This window comes from Rhizobium sp. Root1204, assembly GCF_001424965.1.
In the GTDB taxonomy this organism is placed as follows: domain Bacteria; phylum Pseudomonadota; class Alphaproteobacteria; order Rhizobiales; family Rhizobiaceae; genus Pararhizobium.
The window spans coordinates 62,892-77,217 of record NZ_LMCZ01000041.1 but is presented as its reverse complement, the minus strand read 5'-3'; the positions used below and the strand labels follow the sequence as shown (position 1 = coordinate 77,217).

The window sequence follows — 14,326 nt, the reverse complement described above, 5'->3', positions numbered from 1 at the left end:
TCACGATTTCGGCAGACCGGGCGGATTGGTTTGCGATTTTGGCAGGGCTTCCTCAGCGAGGTGCCAATGATCAAGAATCCCGGCGTAAACACCCTTCTCAATCAGCCCGTTGGTGGCGACCGTTAAGGCGTCCGCCAGCCCACTGCCCTTTTTCGTGGTGATAGCCACGTCGGAACGATCCGGCCAGCCGGCGCTCAGGGTGCCAACGCGCTTGATGTTGTGATCGCGTGCAGCAATGTAAACGAGCTGCGCATGCGGCTGGACGATGACCTCGGCCCGGCCCGACGATACCGCCAGGAGGCTCGCCGCCTCGTCGTCATAATATTGCAACTCCAGCAGCTTCAACCCAGCAGCGACGTTCTCGTCATTCCATCTGAGCAGGATGCGCTCCTGGTTGGTGCCGGCACCGACGATGATCCGCAGACCCGCGACATCCTTCGGCTCCTTGATCGCACTGATCGGGCTATCGGATTTGACGAAGAAACCGTGCAGGCCCTGGCGATAGGTAGAGAAATCGAACTTCTCCTTGCGCTGCTCGGTGACGCCAACATTGGAGATCACGGCATCGTATTTGCCGGATGCCAGGCCAAGCGGCCAGTCGATCCAGGCAACTGGAACGAGTTCCAGTTCAAGTCCCAGACTATCGGCAATGGCGGAGGCATAATCCGGGTCTGCCCCGACAACGGTCTTTGCATCGGTCGCATAGGTCGCGAGCGGCGGCCCGCCGGGACTGACCGCGACCGTGAACTTGCCGGGCGAGACAAAGGCAAAATCCTTCGAGATCGCGGCGATGGCGGCATCATTCTTTTCCGCCCGGATGCGGGCCGGTTGTTCGGGGCTGAGGTCGAATACCTCGTCCGCTTGAGCCACGCCGAAAAATGTCAGCGTCGAGGCAAGTGCGCTGATCAGGAACGTCCGGAAAGCGGGTCTATCACTCATTGTCATTGTCTCCATGGATTGTCCGGCCCGGCGCCACAGGTAGCACCGGGCCGCCTCGTACCGTTTTACGAACCGCTCTTCGGCAAGCCGGCTGGGTTGGTGTAGGACTGATCGACACCTTCGGCTTCGAGGCTCCAGTGCTTCAGCACTTCGCCATACTTGCCGCTCTTGATCAGGTCGTTGATCGCCACCGTCACCGCATCGGCAAGACCGGCGCCCTTGCGGGTCGTGACCGCGATGTCGGCCGCCAGTGGCCAGCCACCGCTGACGATGCCAACGAGCTTGGTCTGGCTCTTGATCGAGGCGCTATAGGCCTGCGTTGCGTTCGGATTGAACTCGACATCGGCGCGGCCGGACTGCAGCGCCAGTTCGGCGGCCGCACGGTCGTCGTAATATTGCACCTCGATCGGCGCGAGACCCGCTGCAACGTTCTGGCGGTCCCATTCAAGAATGATCTTTTCCTGATTGGTGCCCGCCCCTGTGATCACCTTCAGCCCGGCGACATCCTTCGGCTCCTTGATCTCGGTGACCTTGCTGTCGGCCTTGACGTAAAAGCCCAGCACATCCTTGCGATAGGTGGAGAAATCGAACTTCTCCTTGCGCTCTTCGGTCACCGTGACATTGCTGATGACCGCGTCATATTTGCCGGAGGCAACACCGAGCGGCCAGTCTGCCCAGGCAACGGAGACCAGTTCGAGCTCAAGACCCAACGAATCCGCCAGAAGCGAAGCGAGGTCCGGATCGGCACCAACAACCGTCTTGGCGTCCGAAGCATAGGTGGCGATCGGCGGATCCCAGGCATTGATGGCAACGGTGAGCTTGCCCGGCGTGACGAATTTGAAGTCGCTTGCGATCGCCTTGATCGCCGCTTCGTCTTTTTCGGCACGAACCCGCTTGGAAATATCCGGGCTCAGGTCGAACTTCTCGGCCGCATGTGCGGAGCCCAGCCCAAGGGCCGCGATCGTAACGGCGCCTGCCATCAGAAGTTTAGCATTGTGTAAGAATGTCATGTGTCCCGTCTCCATTTTCATCTTATGGTTGCAGTTGATGTCAGTCCCATCCCGTACGCTTAGGCGGCCGGAAATCTGCTAGAGAACTTTTGCGAGGAATTCGCGGGTACGCGGATGGTTCGGCTGATTGAAGATCCGGGCCGGTGGGCCGACCTCCAGAATGTGGCCGCCCTCCATGAACACCACCGTATCGGCCACTTCGCGGGCAAACCCAACTTCGTGGGTGACGATCACCAGTGTCGTTCCGGTACGGGCCAATTCCTTGATCACATCAAGCACTTCGCCGACCAGCTCCGGGTCAAGCGCCGATGTCGGCTCGTCGAACAGTAGCACCTTCGGCTTCAGCGCCAAGGCGCGAGCGATGGCAACACGCTGCTGCTGGCCGCCGGAAAGCTGGCGGGGATAGGCATCGATCTTGTCCGTCAGGCCGACGCGGGAAAGAAGCTCCCGCGCCAGCTCGACGGCCTCGGCGCGATCCGTCCCCCGGACCTGCATGGGCGCTTCAACCAGGTTTTCCAGCACGGTCAGATGCGGGAAGAGATTGAAGTTCTGGAACACCATGCCGATGTCGGCACGGCTTTTCAGAATATCCTTTTCCTTCAGTTCGTAGAGCGTTTCGCCGTTCTGGCGATAGCCGACAAGATCACCGTCGACGGAGATGAAGCCGCTATCGACACGTTCCAGATGGTTGATAGCGCGCAACAGGGTCGACTTGCCGGAGCCGGACGGTCCGAGAATAGCGGTGACGCTTCCTGCCGGAAGTGTCAGGTCGATCGCATCCAGCACCTTCAAGGCACCGAAACTTTTCGAAATGCCATGGATGCGGACGGTAGCACCGGCTCTCAATAAAGGCGCATCGCGAAAACCGGTTTTGCGGACGGTCGGGGCGCTTGCACCGGCGACCTGCCGCGGCAGTGGCTGGCGAAAGCGAGTGAAGAACGCCTGGAAAGGCAGAGGCACCGGATTGCGCACCGCGCCTTTGGAAAAGTACCGCTCGATATAGTGCTGGGCGATTGACAGCACGGTCATGATCACCAGATACCAGGCCGTCGCCACCATCAAGAGCGGGATGACTTCAAGGTTGCGGCGGTAGATAACCTGCACCGTGTAGAACAGCTCCGGCAGAGCAAGCACGTAGACCATCGACGTGCTTTTCGCCAGACCGATGATCTCGTTGAAGCCGGTCGGCAGGATCGAGCGCATCGCCTGCGGAAGGACGATGCGGAACACCTGGCGGCGGCGCGGCAGGCCAAGGGCGGCGGCGGCTTCAAGTTGGCCCTGATCGACGGACAGGATGCCACCCCGGACGATTTCCGAAAAGAACGCAGACTGGTTCAGCGTAAGCCCGAGGAAGGCGGCGGCAAACGGCGTCAGCAACTGCACGGTCGGATAATTGAACAGGACCGCATCGGTGAATGGTACGCCGATTTTGATCGTCTCGTAGAGGTAGCCGAGATTGTTGAGAACCAGCAGCAGCACGATCAGCGGGATCGAGCGCAGCAGCCAGACATAGCCCCATGAGAGGCCGGACAACAACGGCGATTTCGACACCCGGGCAAGCGCCAGTGCCGTCCCCAGCACCGAGCCGGACACGGTTGCCAGCGCCGTCAGCAACAACGTCCGGCCGAGACCCGCCAGAACCGGTTCGGCAAAGAACCATTCGGCAAAGACATTCCAGCCCCAGCGCGGGTTGGTGAAGGTCGAATAGAGAATTGCAGCAATGACGAGGCCGGCGAATACGGTACCCACCAGCCTTCCGGGATGGCGCGCGGGAATAATCCGGTAGCGCGAATAGTCCTGGCTGTGCCCGGCCGCTCTACGGCCTGGCTCGATGCCTGCGAAATCTGACGTGAGCGCCATCTGCTGCCCCCTAGTAAGTGGTGAAATTTCTGATTGCTCAGCGCTGTCCGGCTGCACGCGGGAACGGTTGCTCCGCTGCCACGGCCCCCGGCAGCCCCGCGACCGCGAGATGGCCGATCTCTTTCTCAAAGGGCAGAGACTTGTAGATTTCCGGGTCGGCATCGACGTCGAACAGCGCCGTGTAACCGTATTTCAGATAGAGGCCGACGGCCTCCGGCTGGCGAAAGCCGGTGGTCAGGTAGATGCGGGAAAATCCCTGACGCGCCGCCTGTTCCTCCAGTTCGATCAAAACCTTGACGGCAAGGCCCTGACGGCGCAGGTCGGAGCGTGTCCAGATGCGTTTGAACTCGACGGTGCGCTCGTCATAATATTTGAAGGCACCGCCGCCGATCGTCTCCCCGTTGCGCTGAAGCAGCAGAAAATTCCCATGCGGCGGCGCAAAAGCTTCGGCCGGATAGCGGTTCATCTCTTCGACTGCACCGGCGGCGCTGAAATACGATCCGTAACGGCTGTCGTACTCGTAGGTCAGTTCATCGATCAGCGGTTTTGCGCGGGGATCAAGCGGCGTGGTGTAGACAAACGTATCGCTCATTTTCGCCATTCCTGTTCAAACTGTGGCTGTTGAGATCTAGTTGAGAAAAGCTTCCGCCAGGCGCACCCAGTAGCGGGCGGCGGGCGCGATGATCGCGTCGTTGAAATCGTAATGGGCGCTGTGCAGGGGCGCTGTGTCGCCATTGCCGACGAACAGGTAACTGCCGGGCTTTTCCTGCAGCATGAAGGCGAAATCCTCACTCGCCGTGCGCGGCTTGAACCCCTCCTCCACCCTTGCCGGGCCGAAAGTGGCGAGTGCGACACTGCGTGCAAAATCGGTCTCTTCGCGGTGGTTGATCAGCGCCGGGAAACCCAGCCTGTAATCCACATCAGCGACGGCGCCAAAACTCTCCGCCTGCGCCCGCGCCAGCGCCGGAATGCGTTCCTGCAACTGCTGGCGAACGGTTTCGGTAAAGGCGCGCATGGTGAGTTTCAGCTCGACGCTCTCCGGAATGACATTGGAGGCCGAGCCCGCGTGGATAGAGCCGACTGTCGCCACTGCCATTTCCTGCGGATCGACATTGCGCGAGACCACGCTCTGCAGCGCCGTGATGAAGGATGCGGAGGCCAGCACCGGATCGATAGCGCGGTGCGGCTCTGCCCCATGACCGCCCTTGCCGACAATGCGGATCTTCGCCTGATCGACGGATGCCATCGCCGGCCCGGCGACAAAGCCGAACTGACCCAGCGGCACACCGGGCCAATTGTGCAGCCCGAAGATCGCATCGACCGGAAAGCGCTCGAACAGTCCTTCCGAAATCATCTTGCGGGCACCGGCGCCGATTTCCTCGGCCGGCTGGAAGATCAGGTGAAGCGTTCCGTCGAACGTTGAGCTTTCAGCAAGATAACGGGCGGCGGCTAGGAGAATGGACGTATGGCCATCGTGGCCGCAGGCGTGCATGACACCCGGATTGCTGCTGGCATAGGCAAGCCCAGTTGCCTCCTCGATCGGCAGGGCATCCATATCGGCCCGGATGCCGATCCGGCGTTCGCCAGCGCCACGCTTCAACGTTGCGACAACACCTGTTCCGGCGATGCCGGTGGTGACATCGTATCCCCAGGAGGACAGATGCGAAGTGATCAGCTTGCTGGTCCGCCGCTCCTGGAAGGCAAGCTCCGGATACTGATGGAGGTCGTGGCGAAGCGCGATGATCTCGTCGAGATAGGCGGCGATGCCTTGCTCTACCGGATCGTTCAGGCGTTGGGTCTGTGCGATGATGTTCATGGCCGCTCCCGGCGCCTCAGGCGCCGACCGCCTTTCCACGTTCGACGTTTTCCGTGGGGGCTGCATAGCGGCTTTCGCGGTATTCGAGTCCCAGATGATCCCGCAGTGTCGCGCCCTCGAGCGCCGGATTGAAATAGCCACGCTGTTCCAGGATCGGCAGGACATGGGTGGCGAAATCGTCGAGCCCTTCGGCAATCACCGGGAACCCGAGAATGAAACCGTCGGCAGCCCCCTCCTCGACCCAGCGGATGATCTCGTCGGCGATATGCTCGGCAGTGCCGATGAAAGTCGTCCGCGGCGTGGCCGCATCAAGGGCAATTTCGCGCAGGGTGAGGTTTTTCTCACGCGCCGTCTTCTTGATCCGGTCGGTGGTGGCGCGAAAACTGTTCTTGCCGATATCGCCGATATCCGGAAAGGCCTCGTCCAGTGGGTACACGCTGAAATCATGATGATCGAAAAACCGGCCGAGATAGAGCAACGCTTCCTCGATGGTGACGAGATTGCGGATCGCCTGGTATTTCCGTTCCGTCTCCTCCGTCGTTGCGCCGACTATCGGCCCGATGCCCGGATAGAGGCCGATCTCGGCCGCACGCCGCCCCTGCGCGATCGTGCTCTGCTTGACCTGCTTGTAAAAAACCTTGGCGTCCTCGATCGGCCCGCCATTGGTGAAGACGGCATCGGCATGTTTACCGGCGAGCCTGATGCCAGAATCGGACGCACCCGCCTGGAAAATAACCGGCTGGCCCTGTTTCGAGCGGCCGATATTCAGTGGACCTTCGACGCGGAAAAAGCGACCCTTGTGACCAAGCGTGTGCAGTTTCGCCGTATCGGCATAGACACCGGTCTCCCGATTACGGACAAAGGCGTCGTCATCCCAGGAATCCCACAGCCCCTTGGCAACATCGAGATATTCGTCGGCGATCTCGTAGCGCAACTCGTGTTCGGGATGCTCGCGGCTGTAGTTGCGGCCCGATCCTTCGAGCGGCGTCGTCACCGCATTCCAGCCTGCTCTACCGCCGCTGATCAAATCGAGCGTGGCAAACTGACGGGCGACGGTGAAAGGGTCGCTATAGGAGGTGGAGACGGTGCCGACGAGGCCGATTTTCGAGGTTGAAGCAGCCAGAGCAGAGAGGACGGAGATCGGTTCGAACCGGTTGAGGAAATGCGGGATGGACTGTGCGTTGATGTAGAGCCCATCGGCAACGAAGGCAAAAGCAATGCCTGCGGCCTCTGCCCGGCGGGCGGTGTTGACGAAGAACTCGAAGTTGACGCTGGCATCGGCTGGCCCGCTCGGGTGTTTCCAGGCGTTCATATGGCCACCGGGACCTTGCAGCATGATGCCGAACGGAATGTGTTTCTGAACCATCGGAGAAATCCTTTTTGTCGATATCAAGCGGCGAGAGACAGCCGTTCCTTGGCGAGACGTTCGATCGAGGCGAGGCGCTCGGCAGCGGCAAGCGCCGGCGTTTCGATGATAAATTCGGAAATGCCGTAGCGGCTGTGCAGGTCATCGAGTTGCGCCCGCACCTCGGCGGCGGTGCCGTGCAGTACGCTCGGTGCCTTGGATTCGAGCCTGTCGATGGCGACGCCGGCCTGCCGCGCATATTCAGCGGCCTGCTCCTCGGTGCCGACATTAACGCTTCTGCCGTCCACGAGGAAAACCTTGACGATGCGCAGATCGCTTACAGCCTTGCGCGCCACATCAGCGTCTTCTGCGGCATAGGCGGCAAGCGCCAGGATCGGCGTCTTGCCGCTGGCGCGTGTATAGGCGTCAAAGGTCTTGCGGAGATTTTCCGGATCGCCGTTCAACTGCCCCGCAAAAACCAGCCGCCAGCCCTTGGCTGCGGCAAGCTCGGCACTGTCAACACTGGCGCCAAGCAGGAAGCGCTCCGGCGGCGCGGGCGGAAACGGGGTCGCATGTGGACCTTCGGAAGCGGGATCGGCGGCAAGATAGGTATTGATGCCGGACAATTGCTCGGCAAAGTCCGGCTTTCCGGATGGATCAACACCGGCCTGAAGCGCACGGGTCGAGAGCGGAAAGCCGCCCGGCGCCTTGCCGACGCCGAGATCGACACGGCCCGGGGCAAGCGAGGCCAGAAGGTTGAAGGTCTCGGCAACCTTGTAGGCGCTGTAGTGCTGAAGCATGACCCCGCCTGACCCAACACGGATCCTCGCCGTCTTGGCCAGCAGATACGCAATCAGCGTTTCCGGGGCTGAACTTGCGAGATTGGCCATGCTATGATGCTCGGCGACCCAGAAACGGTGGTAACCAAGCTCTTCGGCCCTTTGAGCGAGCCTGACCGTGGTGCGCAAGGCATCCGCAGCAGTACCGCCCTCTTCGATTGGGCTCTTGTCCAGAAGACTGAGGAGGTAGGGCATGGGCCACTGATCCCTTCGCTAAGTTGGAAAACTTAGTCTATAAAATCAGTAGACAAAATGATTTATAAGAAACGCCATTCTTTTTGGCGTGAGGTATGGAGAAAAAGTCACCTCGCCTGAAACGCCGGAGGCGGTACGATCAAGATCCGCTAACCAATTGAAACAAACATTTTATATTCGAAGAAGTGAGGATAGACCAATGTCCGACCAGTTCACCTCTACCCGCATCGTCCTTGCGTCGCGGCCGTCCGGCAAGCCGGAATCGGGAAATTTCCGGCTGGAGAAAAAGGTGATTGCCGATCCCGCAGAAGGCGAAGTGCTTCTGCAAATCCTCTATCTTTCCCTTGATCCTTATATGCGCGGGCGCATGGACGACGCCAAATCCTATGCCAAGCCGGTCGAGATCGGTGGGGTCATAGAGGGCGGTACGGTGGCAAGGGTGCTGCGGTCGCGCAACGCTGCTTACAATCCGGGCGATATCGTCCTGTCCCATTCCGGCTGGCAGAGCCATGCGATCTCGAATGGCAGCGACCTGCGAAAACTCGACCCGCAGCAGGCTCCGGTGACAACGGCGCTCGGCATTCTCGGCATGCCCGGCTTCACCGCCTATGCCGGATTGCGCAATATCGGCAAACCGAAGGCCGGAGAAACCGTCGTGGTCGCTGCCGCAAGCGGTGCCGTCGGGTCAGCCGTCGGCCAGATCGCCCGGATTTTTGGCGCCCGCGCTGTCGGTATCGCCGGTGGAAGTGAGAAATGCGACTATGTGCGCGGCGAGCTTGGTTTTGACGCGGCGATTGACCACCGTTCGAGCAATTTCGCCGATGAACTCGCAGCCGCCTGCCCTGATGGTATAGACGTCTACTTCGAAAATGTCGGCGGCCACGTCTGGAGCGCGGTGTTTCCCCTCCTCAACGATTTCGCCCGCATCCCGGTCTGCGGCCTGATCGCGCATTACAACGAAGCAGGTTCGGCCGCCGGTACACAGGACCAACTCCCGGCCGTCATGCGGGCCATCTTGCGCAAGAGCCTGACCATCAGAGGCTTCATCCAGCGCGAATTCGCAGATCAACGCCCCGATTTTTACCGGGAAGCCTCAGCCTGGATTTCCGATGGCCGGCTGAAATACCGGGAAGACATCGTTGAAGGGCTGGAAAACGCGCCAAACGCCTTCATCGGTCTTCTCGACAGAAAGAATTTTGGCAAACTGATCGTGCGCGTCGCCGTCTGAGGCGGCATCAAGGTCTTCGATCGGCCGCTGGCTGAAAACCAGCGGCCCGATGTATGGCGCGCCAACAAACAAATCGCGGCGGACCGCAGAAAGTCGCACTTTCCTGGGTAATTGCGAGCGCGGTCTCTTGTGAGCGCTGCATCCAGAATAGCCAACCTTACCGGACAGCAAGGATGCAACCTTACCCCTAAGAGCATCGCTCGCGAGCGAGATTGATCGTATCCGAAAGCCAGATCGCCCTTGATATAGCTGCCGCAGGGTTTCAGTCGCAGCTACATAATCAGTGATTGTCTTGAGTTGCTCATTCTTTCGAAGGTGACACACAGTCTCAATGGACGAAATGACTTCGGTCACATCATGGCATATCTTGTGTTTACGACAATTCCGATGGGAGGATCGGTCCTGTGTGCGACGATTGGCACATTCCGTGTGTCGAACTGCTCTGGTTAAGACGTCCAGAGGACGGGCAATCGCGGCTTTCCGTCACCGGCGACGAGAGGATCATCCTTGGATACATGAACCGCTTCGGCTTTGTTCCCGCGAACTACCGAAACCAAAAGAAACTCGTCCGGCCAGACGGCACTGGAGGATGGGACGTTCTTGATCCTTCCGCGTGTCCCAAAATTGCGAGGCCTGCTGTTCCGATAATTGACGATGAGAAAGCACGCCTTCAGGTGTTAGCTTGTGACTGGCAGCTCGTTGGCTACACCTTCACCAGGACATTGGTTCGCCTCCTATTCGACCCGAGTGGCGAAGGTTACTGGAGTTTTGCTTCATGGGGTTTTCGCGACATCGCTCCGAATTTTACTCAAGGTTATTTCCTGTATTCGATTCAGGAACACCAACTGGCGATTGAATGGGAAGACGGGACATCTGCGTCGATACCATTCAGGGTTTTCGACGAACTTCATGTCTGCATCGACAGCAGGGGTGACCTTATTTTCTACGATTATTCACTTGAGGTAGGCAGTCACGTTGTCCCTTCCGAAGTGAAGGAACTGGACGGCTGGCCCCTCTCTTACTGGGGTAACCTACGGGAGGTAAATGGCAATGAGCGGATTTGAAATTGGAGCGTTGTTTGAGGGTATCAAGCTGGTTCTCAGTGCGGTTGGAATACCACAGGCACGACGACAAGCGTTCTTCAAAGATCATGTCACCCCATCCTACGAGCTACTGGGGAGGATTCACCGGGATTATATTGCCAAGTTTCAGGAAGCGGCAGCACTGCTGGAAGAGCGTGGCGACGTCCGGAAGGTTGTAGAATTGCTCCGGATAGAGCGGCCGCGGAACCTGATGGACCGGACTGAGGCTGCGACGCTGATCAAGGGTCTCAGAGACCACGTAATGCCTCAAAATCCTTTCCCGAAGAGTTCGAAAAAACCGTCCGAATTCAAGCAATTGTTCTCGATGTACGTTTTCGCGTATGAGCATTACCTGAATTCCGCCAGTCCCCTTGACCCCGTTAAATCTGAGACGTGGTATAGTTACTTCATTCGGACTTTTGAAAAAGCCGTCAATGATGGAAAAGACCCTTACAAGGAAACCTACAGCGGAAGAGCCGGCGGCGACCGCATCATTGATGACGCTGCGGAAATTCTCTTTCGGGCGGTGAACGATGTCATGCCAGACTCGTTCAAGAAGGTCCAAAAGTGCTACAGCGACCTGCGCAGCCATCTTGCGCCGAAGCTTGGCCTTTAACGATCGCAAAGACCCCAGCTACATCCCGCCTCCACACGGAGCGGCGGTTCGAATTCGCGCGCCACATCGTTACCCACAAATCTGTTGACGTGGAAAGAAAACAGTAGGGAGAAACAGAGACTTACCATTCGTGCTCTAATGAGCATTAGGCGGTGTATACGCGACTTATCTTATGATAAAGGAAATCAACGTAATTCATTGATCTCAAAAGAGAGATGGTGGGTGATGTAGGGTTCGAACCTACGACCCGCTGATTAAGAGTCAGCTGCTCTACCAACTGAGCTAATCACCCGCCAGAACCGCTTCGTCTGCGGCCTCTAGAACCACATTGCTGTGGTGTGATGCGGCGTATAATGGGGTTCGCAGGGCTTGTCTAGTTCCTCGGGCGATTTTCTTTCGGATTTCTCAAAAAAATCTGTGTGAGCTGTTTAGAGGCTGTTTTTCAAAGATAAAGTTCACCAGCCGCAATCTTCACCGCCTGCCCGCCGATCCGGGCCGTGCCGATTTCCCCGCCGGAGACGTCGATGTGAAGGTGCAGCAGCGATGGACGCCCCATCTCCACGCCCTGTTCGATCAGGAACGGGTGATGCCCGTCGATCAGCCTGTCAAAACAGTGGATGGCACCGGAAAAGGCGGCAACGGCGGCACCCGTCGCCGGGTCCTCGACAATGCCCATGGCCGGCGCGAACATCCGCGTATGGAAGCGAGCGACATGATTGACGCCGCCACGGCAATAGATGTAGGCGGCAGCGAGCCGGCCCTCGGCAATCGGGGTGATCTGCTCCCACAAGGCTGGATCGAACTCCACAGCACCTGCCGCGCTGACATCGTGAACAGGAATCATCACGAATGGAACACCAGCGCTCCAGAACGAAGGCACGTGGTTTTCAAACCCGATCTGCGTTGCCTTCAGGCTGAATGCATCGGCAATCGCCTGCCGGTCGAACTTGGCGTCGAGCTGCACCGATTTGCGCGGCACGTCGAATTCGGCGAAAGTAGCCTCTCCTGGCCTGCCACGCACGGCGCAACGCACCGGACCGACATTTTCCTCAAGCATCTGCACGAGGTCATAGTCTTCGTTTTCAGAAGAGCGCCCGGCTTCGGCCAGCGCGATGGCAGCACCCACTGTCGGATGACCGGCAAAGGGCAATTCATAGCCGGGCGTGAAAATCCGCAGCTTTGCAGCATGCCCGGCTTTCTGCGGTTGCAGCAGAAACACCGTCTCCGACAGATTGAATTCGCCGGCAATTGCCTGCATCGCCGCATCGCTCAGGCCATCGCCGTCAAAGACAACGGCGAGCGGATTTCCCTCCAGCCTGTTGGCGGTGAAAACGTCGTAGATTGCATAGCGACGCGCCACGAGGATCTCCTTTGCTGTTTTCAGCCATCAGACCTTGCATGGCAGATAGCTGGCGGCAAGCGCAAAAGCATCACCGTATCGTGTTGAAAACCCATTTCAGGACCGGTGGCATGAAGGCAGGATAGGCATGTTGCCCCGGATCGGCGGTGCGGATAGCAAGAGCGGCGTCGATTTCCGGCTCCGGGTCGGCAACGATATGGGCATCGATAAGCTCGATCAGTTCCGCCGCAGTCTCGGAAAAATGATAGACGCGAAAAACCGTGACGACGCCCTGGCTGTGCAATCCGTGAAATTCGGATACACGCGTGGCGTCCAACAGTGACAGCCCAGTCTCCTCCAGCACCTCGCGCGCCATGTTGCCGTCAATATCGCAATATCCATCCCGGACATCATCCGGATCGAGCGACCCCGCAGCACAATAGACACGGCCGGGATTGGCCGTGTGCTGCCCCATGCGGATGGCGATGACGGCACCGTCGGAGGACACGATCACCGGCAAGCCGAACAGATGGAGGGCCGCCCCGGCCGGCTTAGTTTTGCGCCACAGCAAAAACGCAGAGAAGGGAACGATGTGGCACTCGCCCGACAACGCGCCGTTCGTCACCTCAACCTTTCGCATCAGCAACATACGGCCGTCAAACAAGGCGGGATTTGCAGCAACCTCCCGTTCCCAATTGGCAGCGACCTCTGTCTGATGGGAAAGGCAATAGGGATGCGGCGCGCCGCTGACGCGCACATTGATGCTGGTCACGGGAAAAATCACGCCTTCATCGGGCCATTCAGAGGTTGTGCTGGTCAGTTGCGGCATAAAATCGTGCCTCGGAAATTTCACACATTGAGGGAGATGACGACAGGGCAATGGTCGGAGGCTTTCGGCCGGTCCCAGCCGGTTCTGGGATAGCGCTCGACCTCCTGCCCTTGCGGAAAGATCGTCCGGAAAGGCTGGCCGCCCCGGATGATCTCCGGCACGCTGGCTGGGTTACGCTGGGCGAGAGCCTGCGACAGCCAGATATAGTCGAGCTGGCAAAGATGCCGTTCCTCCGGCCCGCGGCTGTGAAACAGCGTCCAGCGGTCGAGTTCCGGGCGCCGGCGCATGACATTTTCGACAAAGCCGTCATGGCTCAGCACATCAAGCGCGCTTTGCGTCTCCTGCCGTGGCACGAAACTATAGCCGTTGCGCCGGTCGCCGAGCACATCGACGCGTTCCTGATAATCATTCATGTCGCCGCAGATGGCGAACATCTTGTTATCCAGATTATCCGCTCCGAACCGGTTTTCGACGATGCGGCGGACAGCAGCGGCTTCGGCCGCCCGCACCGGCATCGTCGCCGAGCGCCCATCCAGCCCGTCGCGCGCCGGCCCCATCGACTTGAAATGAACGACGAACAGCGTGAACGGCCGGCCGCCGATCCGGAAATCCAGTTCCAGGCAATCGCGCTTGAAAATTCGATCGCCGGGCACGTTGGTCGACGCCAAAGCATCATTGAAAAGATCGAAATCGGCATAGGTGACGCCGGCGTGCGATTTGACATCGACGCATTCGATCTTCTGGCCATCGCGGGTTTCCTCCCGCACCAGAACGGCAACATCGATGCCACGGCTGTCATTACCCTCGATCAGGTATTTTTGCCGGTAGCCATTGCCGACCATACGAAAGAGATAGCCGTATTCGAACGCCTGCAGCGCCACCATGTTGTCGGCCTCCTGCAGGCAGAGGATATCGGCATCGCAATCGGCAATGGCGAGCGCCGACATCTGCCGCGTGTCATCGGTATAGGCGATGGTGCGGGCTTCCTCGAGCCGCTGATATTCTGCCTCGTTCTTGACGTCGAAGAGCCTGAGAACGCGATCCTGCTTGAGGTGGTTGCGAAAGCCGGAGAAATCGAACCTGCTCATCAGGTTTTCGACATTGAAGGTGGCAAGGCGAAGGGTCATCAACAATTTCCGTATGCAATTGAGGCGACTTTAGCCAATCGGTGACAAAAGTCGAATGCCTTTCTCCCCAAAGCAATCCGCTGCCCCCTGGGCGCCAACCG

General features: G+C 59.0%; 13 protein-coding genes and 1 tRNA gene. 3 read left to right on the top strand and 11 right to left on the bottom strand.

The window, feature by feature from the left end; all coding sequences use genetic code 11:
- From ASC96_RS27020 to ASC96_RS26985, 7 genes are all read right to left on the bottom strand, one after another.
- Positions 1-939: an ABC transporter substrate-binding protein gene (locus ASC96_RS27020; RefSeq protein WP_060506164.1), complete on the bottom strand. Its 939-nt coding sequence runs from the start codon at positions 937-939 to the stop codon at positions 1-3.
- Positions 940-1,004: 65 nt separating this feature from the next.
- Positions 1,005-1,949: an ABC transporter substrate-binding protein gene (locus tag ASC96_RS27015; protein WP_060506163.1), complete on the bottom strand. Its 945-nt coding sequence runs from the start codon at positions 1,947-1,949 to the stop codon at positions 1,005-1,007.
- A gap of 78 nt (positions 1,950-2,027) precedes the next feature.
- Positions 2,028-3,809, bottom strand: coding sequence for an amino acid ABC transporter permease/ATP-binding protein (locus tag ASC96_RS34325; protein ID WP_082512281.1), 1,782 nt, complete (start codon positions 3,807-3,809; stop codon positions 2,028-2,030).
- Between the two features lie 37 nt (positions 3,810-3,846).
- On the bottom strand, positions 3,847-4,401 hold the full coding sequence (locus ASC96_RS27000; protein ID WP_060506313.1) for a GNAT family N-acetyltransferase: 555 nt from the start codon (positions 4,399-4,401) through the stop codon (positions 3,847-3,849).
- Positions 4,402-4,437: 36 nt separating this feature from the next.
- Positions 4,438-5,625: a M20 aminoacylase family protein gene (locus ASC96_RS26995; RefSeq protein ID WP_060506312.1), complete on the bottom strand. Its 1,188-nt coding sequence runs from the start codon at positions 5,623-5,625 to the stop codon at positions 4,438-4,440.
- A gap of 16 nt (positions 5,626-5,641) precedes the next feature.
- Positions 5,642-6,991, bottom strand: coding sequence for an LLM class flavin-dependent oxidoreductase (locus ASC96_RS26990; protein ID WP_060506162.1), 1,350 nt, complete (start codon positions 6,989-6,991; stop codon positions 5,642-5,644).
- A gap of 23 nt (positions 6,992-7,014) precedes the next feature.
- Entirely contained in the window at positions 7,015-8,004 is a 990-nt protein-coding gene (locus tag ASC96_RS26985; RefSeq protein WP_060506161.1) for an MsnO8 family LLM class oxidoreductase, read from the bottom strand.
- A 199-nt stretch (positions 8,005-8,203) separates the two neighbouring features.
- On the opposite strand from ASC96_RS26985, the gene ASC96_RS26980 reads away from it, so the two are divergent.
- From ASC96_RS26980 to ASC96_RS26970, 3 genes are all read left to right on the top strand, one after another.
- On the top strand, positions 8,204-9,232 hold the full coding sequence (locus tag ASC96_RS26980) for an NADP-dependent oxidoreductase (protein ID WP_060506160.1): 1,029 nt from the start codon (positions 8,204-8,206) through the stop codon (positions 9,230-9,232).
- Between the two features lie 404 nt (positions 9,233-9,636).
- Positions 9,637-10,296 carry a hypothetical protein gene (locus ASC96_RS26975; protein ID WP_060506159.1) on the top strand — a complete coding sequence of 220 codons (660 nt, stop codon included), beginning with the start codon at positions 9,637-9,639 and terminating at the stop codon, positions 10,294-10,296.
- On the top strand, positions 10,283-10,930 hold the full coding sequence (locus tag ASC96_RS26970; RefSeq protein ID WP_060506158.1) for a hypothetical protein: 648 nt from the start codon (positions 10,283-10,285) through the stop codon (positions 10,928-10,930). Before ASC96_RS26975 ends, ASC96_RS26970 begins: the two co-directional genes overlap by 14 nt.
- A 216-nt stretch (positions 10,931-11,146) precedes the next feature.
- Here the strand turns inward: ASC96_RS26970 and ASC96_RS26965 are convergent.
- From ASC96_RS26965 to ASC96_RS26950, 4 genes are all read right to left on the bottom strand, one after another.
- A tRNA-Lys gene (locus ASC96_RS26965) sits at positions 11,147-11,222 on the bottom strand.
- A 150-nt stretch (positions 11,223-11,372) separates the two neighbouring features.
- The gene (locus ASC96_RS26960) at positions 11,373-12,290 is read right to left on the bottom strand and encodes a PhzF family phenazine biosynthesis protein (RefSeq protein WP_060506157.1); all 918 of its coding nucleotides are present in this window, start codon (positions 12,288-12,290) and stop codon (positions 11,373-11,375) included.
- A 70-nt stretch (positions 12,291-12,360) separates the two neighbouring features.
- Positions 12,361-13,098, bottom strand: coding sequence for a hypothetical protein (locus tag ASC96_RS26955; RefSeq protein ID WP_060506156.1), 738 nt, complete (start codon positions 13,096-13,098; stop codon positions 12,361-12,363).
- A gap of 20 nt (positions 13,099-13,118) precedes the next feature.
- Complete coding sequence (locus ASC96_RS26950; RefSeq protein WP_060506155.1) at positions 13,119-14,225, bottom strand: endonuclease/exonuclease/phosphatase family protein; 1,107 nt, start codon at positions 14,223-14,225, stop codon at positions 13,119-13,121.
- Positions 14,226-14,326 lie beyond the last annotated feature (101 nt).

Coding starts and splice junctions, on each gene's coding strand:
- ASC96_RS26985 (WP_060506161.1), bottom strand. CDS start 8,004: ATGCCCTACCTCCTCAGTCTTCTGGACAAGAGCCCAATCGAAGAGGGC.
- ASC96_RS26970 (WP_060506158.1), top strand. CDS start 10,283: ATGAGCGGATTTGAAATTGGAGCGTTGTTTGAGGGTATCAAGCTGGTT.
- ASC96_RS27000 (WP_060506313.1), bottom strand. CDS start 4,401: ATGAGCGATACGTTTGTCTACACCACGCCGCTTGATCCCCGCGCAAAA.
- ASC96_RS26995 (WP_060506312.1), bottom strand. CDS start 5,625: ATGAACATCATCGCACAGACCCAACGCCTGAACGATCCGGTAGAGCAA.
- ASC96_RS34325 (WP_082512281.1), bottom strand. CDS start 3,809: ATGGCGCTCACGTCAGATTTCGCAGGCATCGAGCCAGGCCGTAGAGCG.
- ASC96_RS26950 (WP_060506155.1), bottom strand. CDS start 14,225: ATGACCCTTCGCCTTGCCACCTTCAATGTCGAAAACCTGATGAGCAGG.
- ASC96_RS26955 (WP_060506156.1), bottom strand. CDS start 13,098: ATGCCGCAACTGACCAGCACAACCTCTGAATGGCCCGATGAAGGCGTG.
- ASC96_RS27015 (WP_060506163.1), bottom strand. CDS start 1,949: ATGACATTCTTACACAATGCTAAACTTCTGATGGCAGGCGCCGTTACG.
- ASC96_RS27020 (WP_060506164.1), bottom strand. CDS start 939: ATGAGTGATAGACCCGCTTTCCGGACGTTCCTGATCAGCGCACTTGCC.
- ASC96_RS26990 (WP_060506162.1), bottom strand. CDS start 6,991: ATGGTTCAGAAACACATTCCGTTCGGCATCATGCTGCAAGGTCCCGGT.
- ASC96_RS26980 (WP_060506160.1), top strand. CDS start 8,204: ATGTCCGACCAGTTCACCTCTACCCGCATCGTCCTTGCGTCGCGGCCG.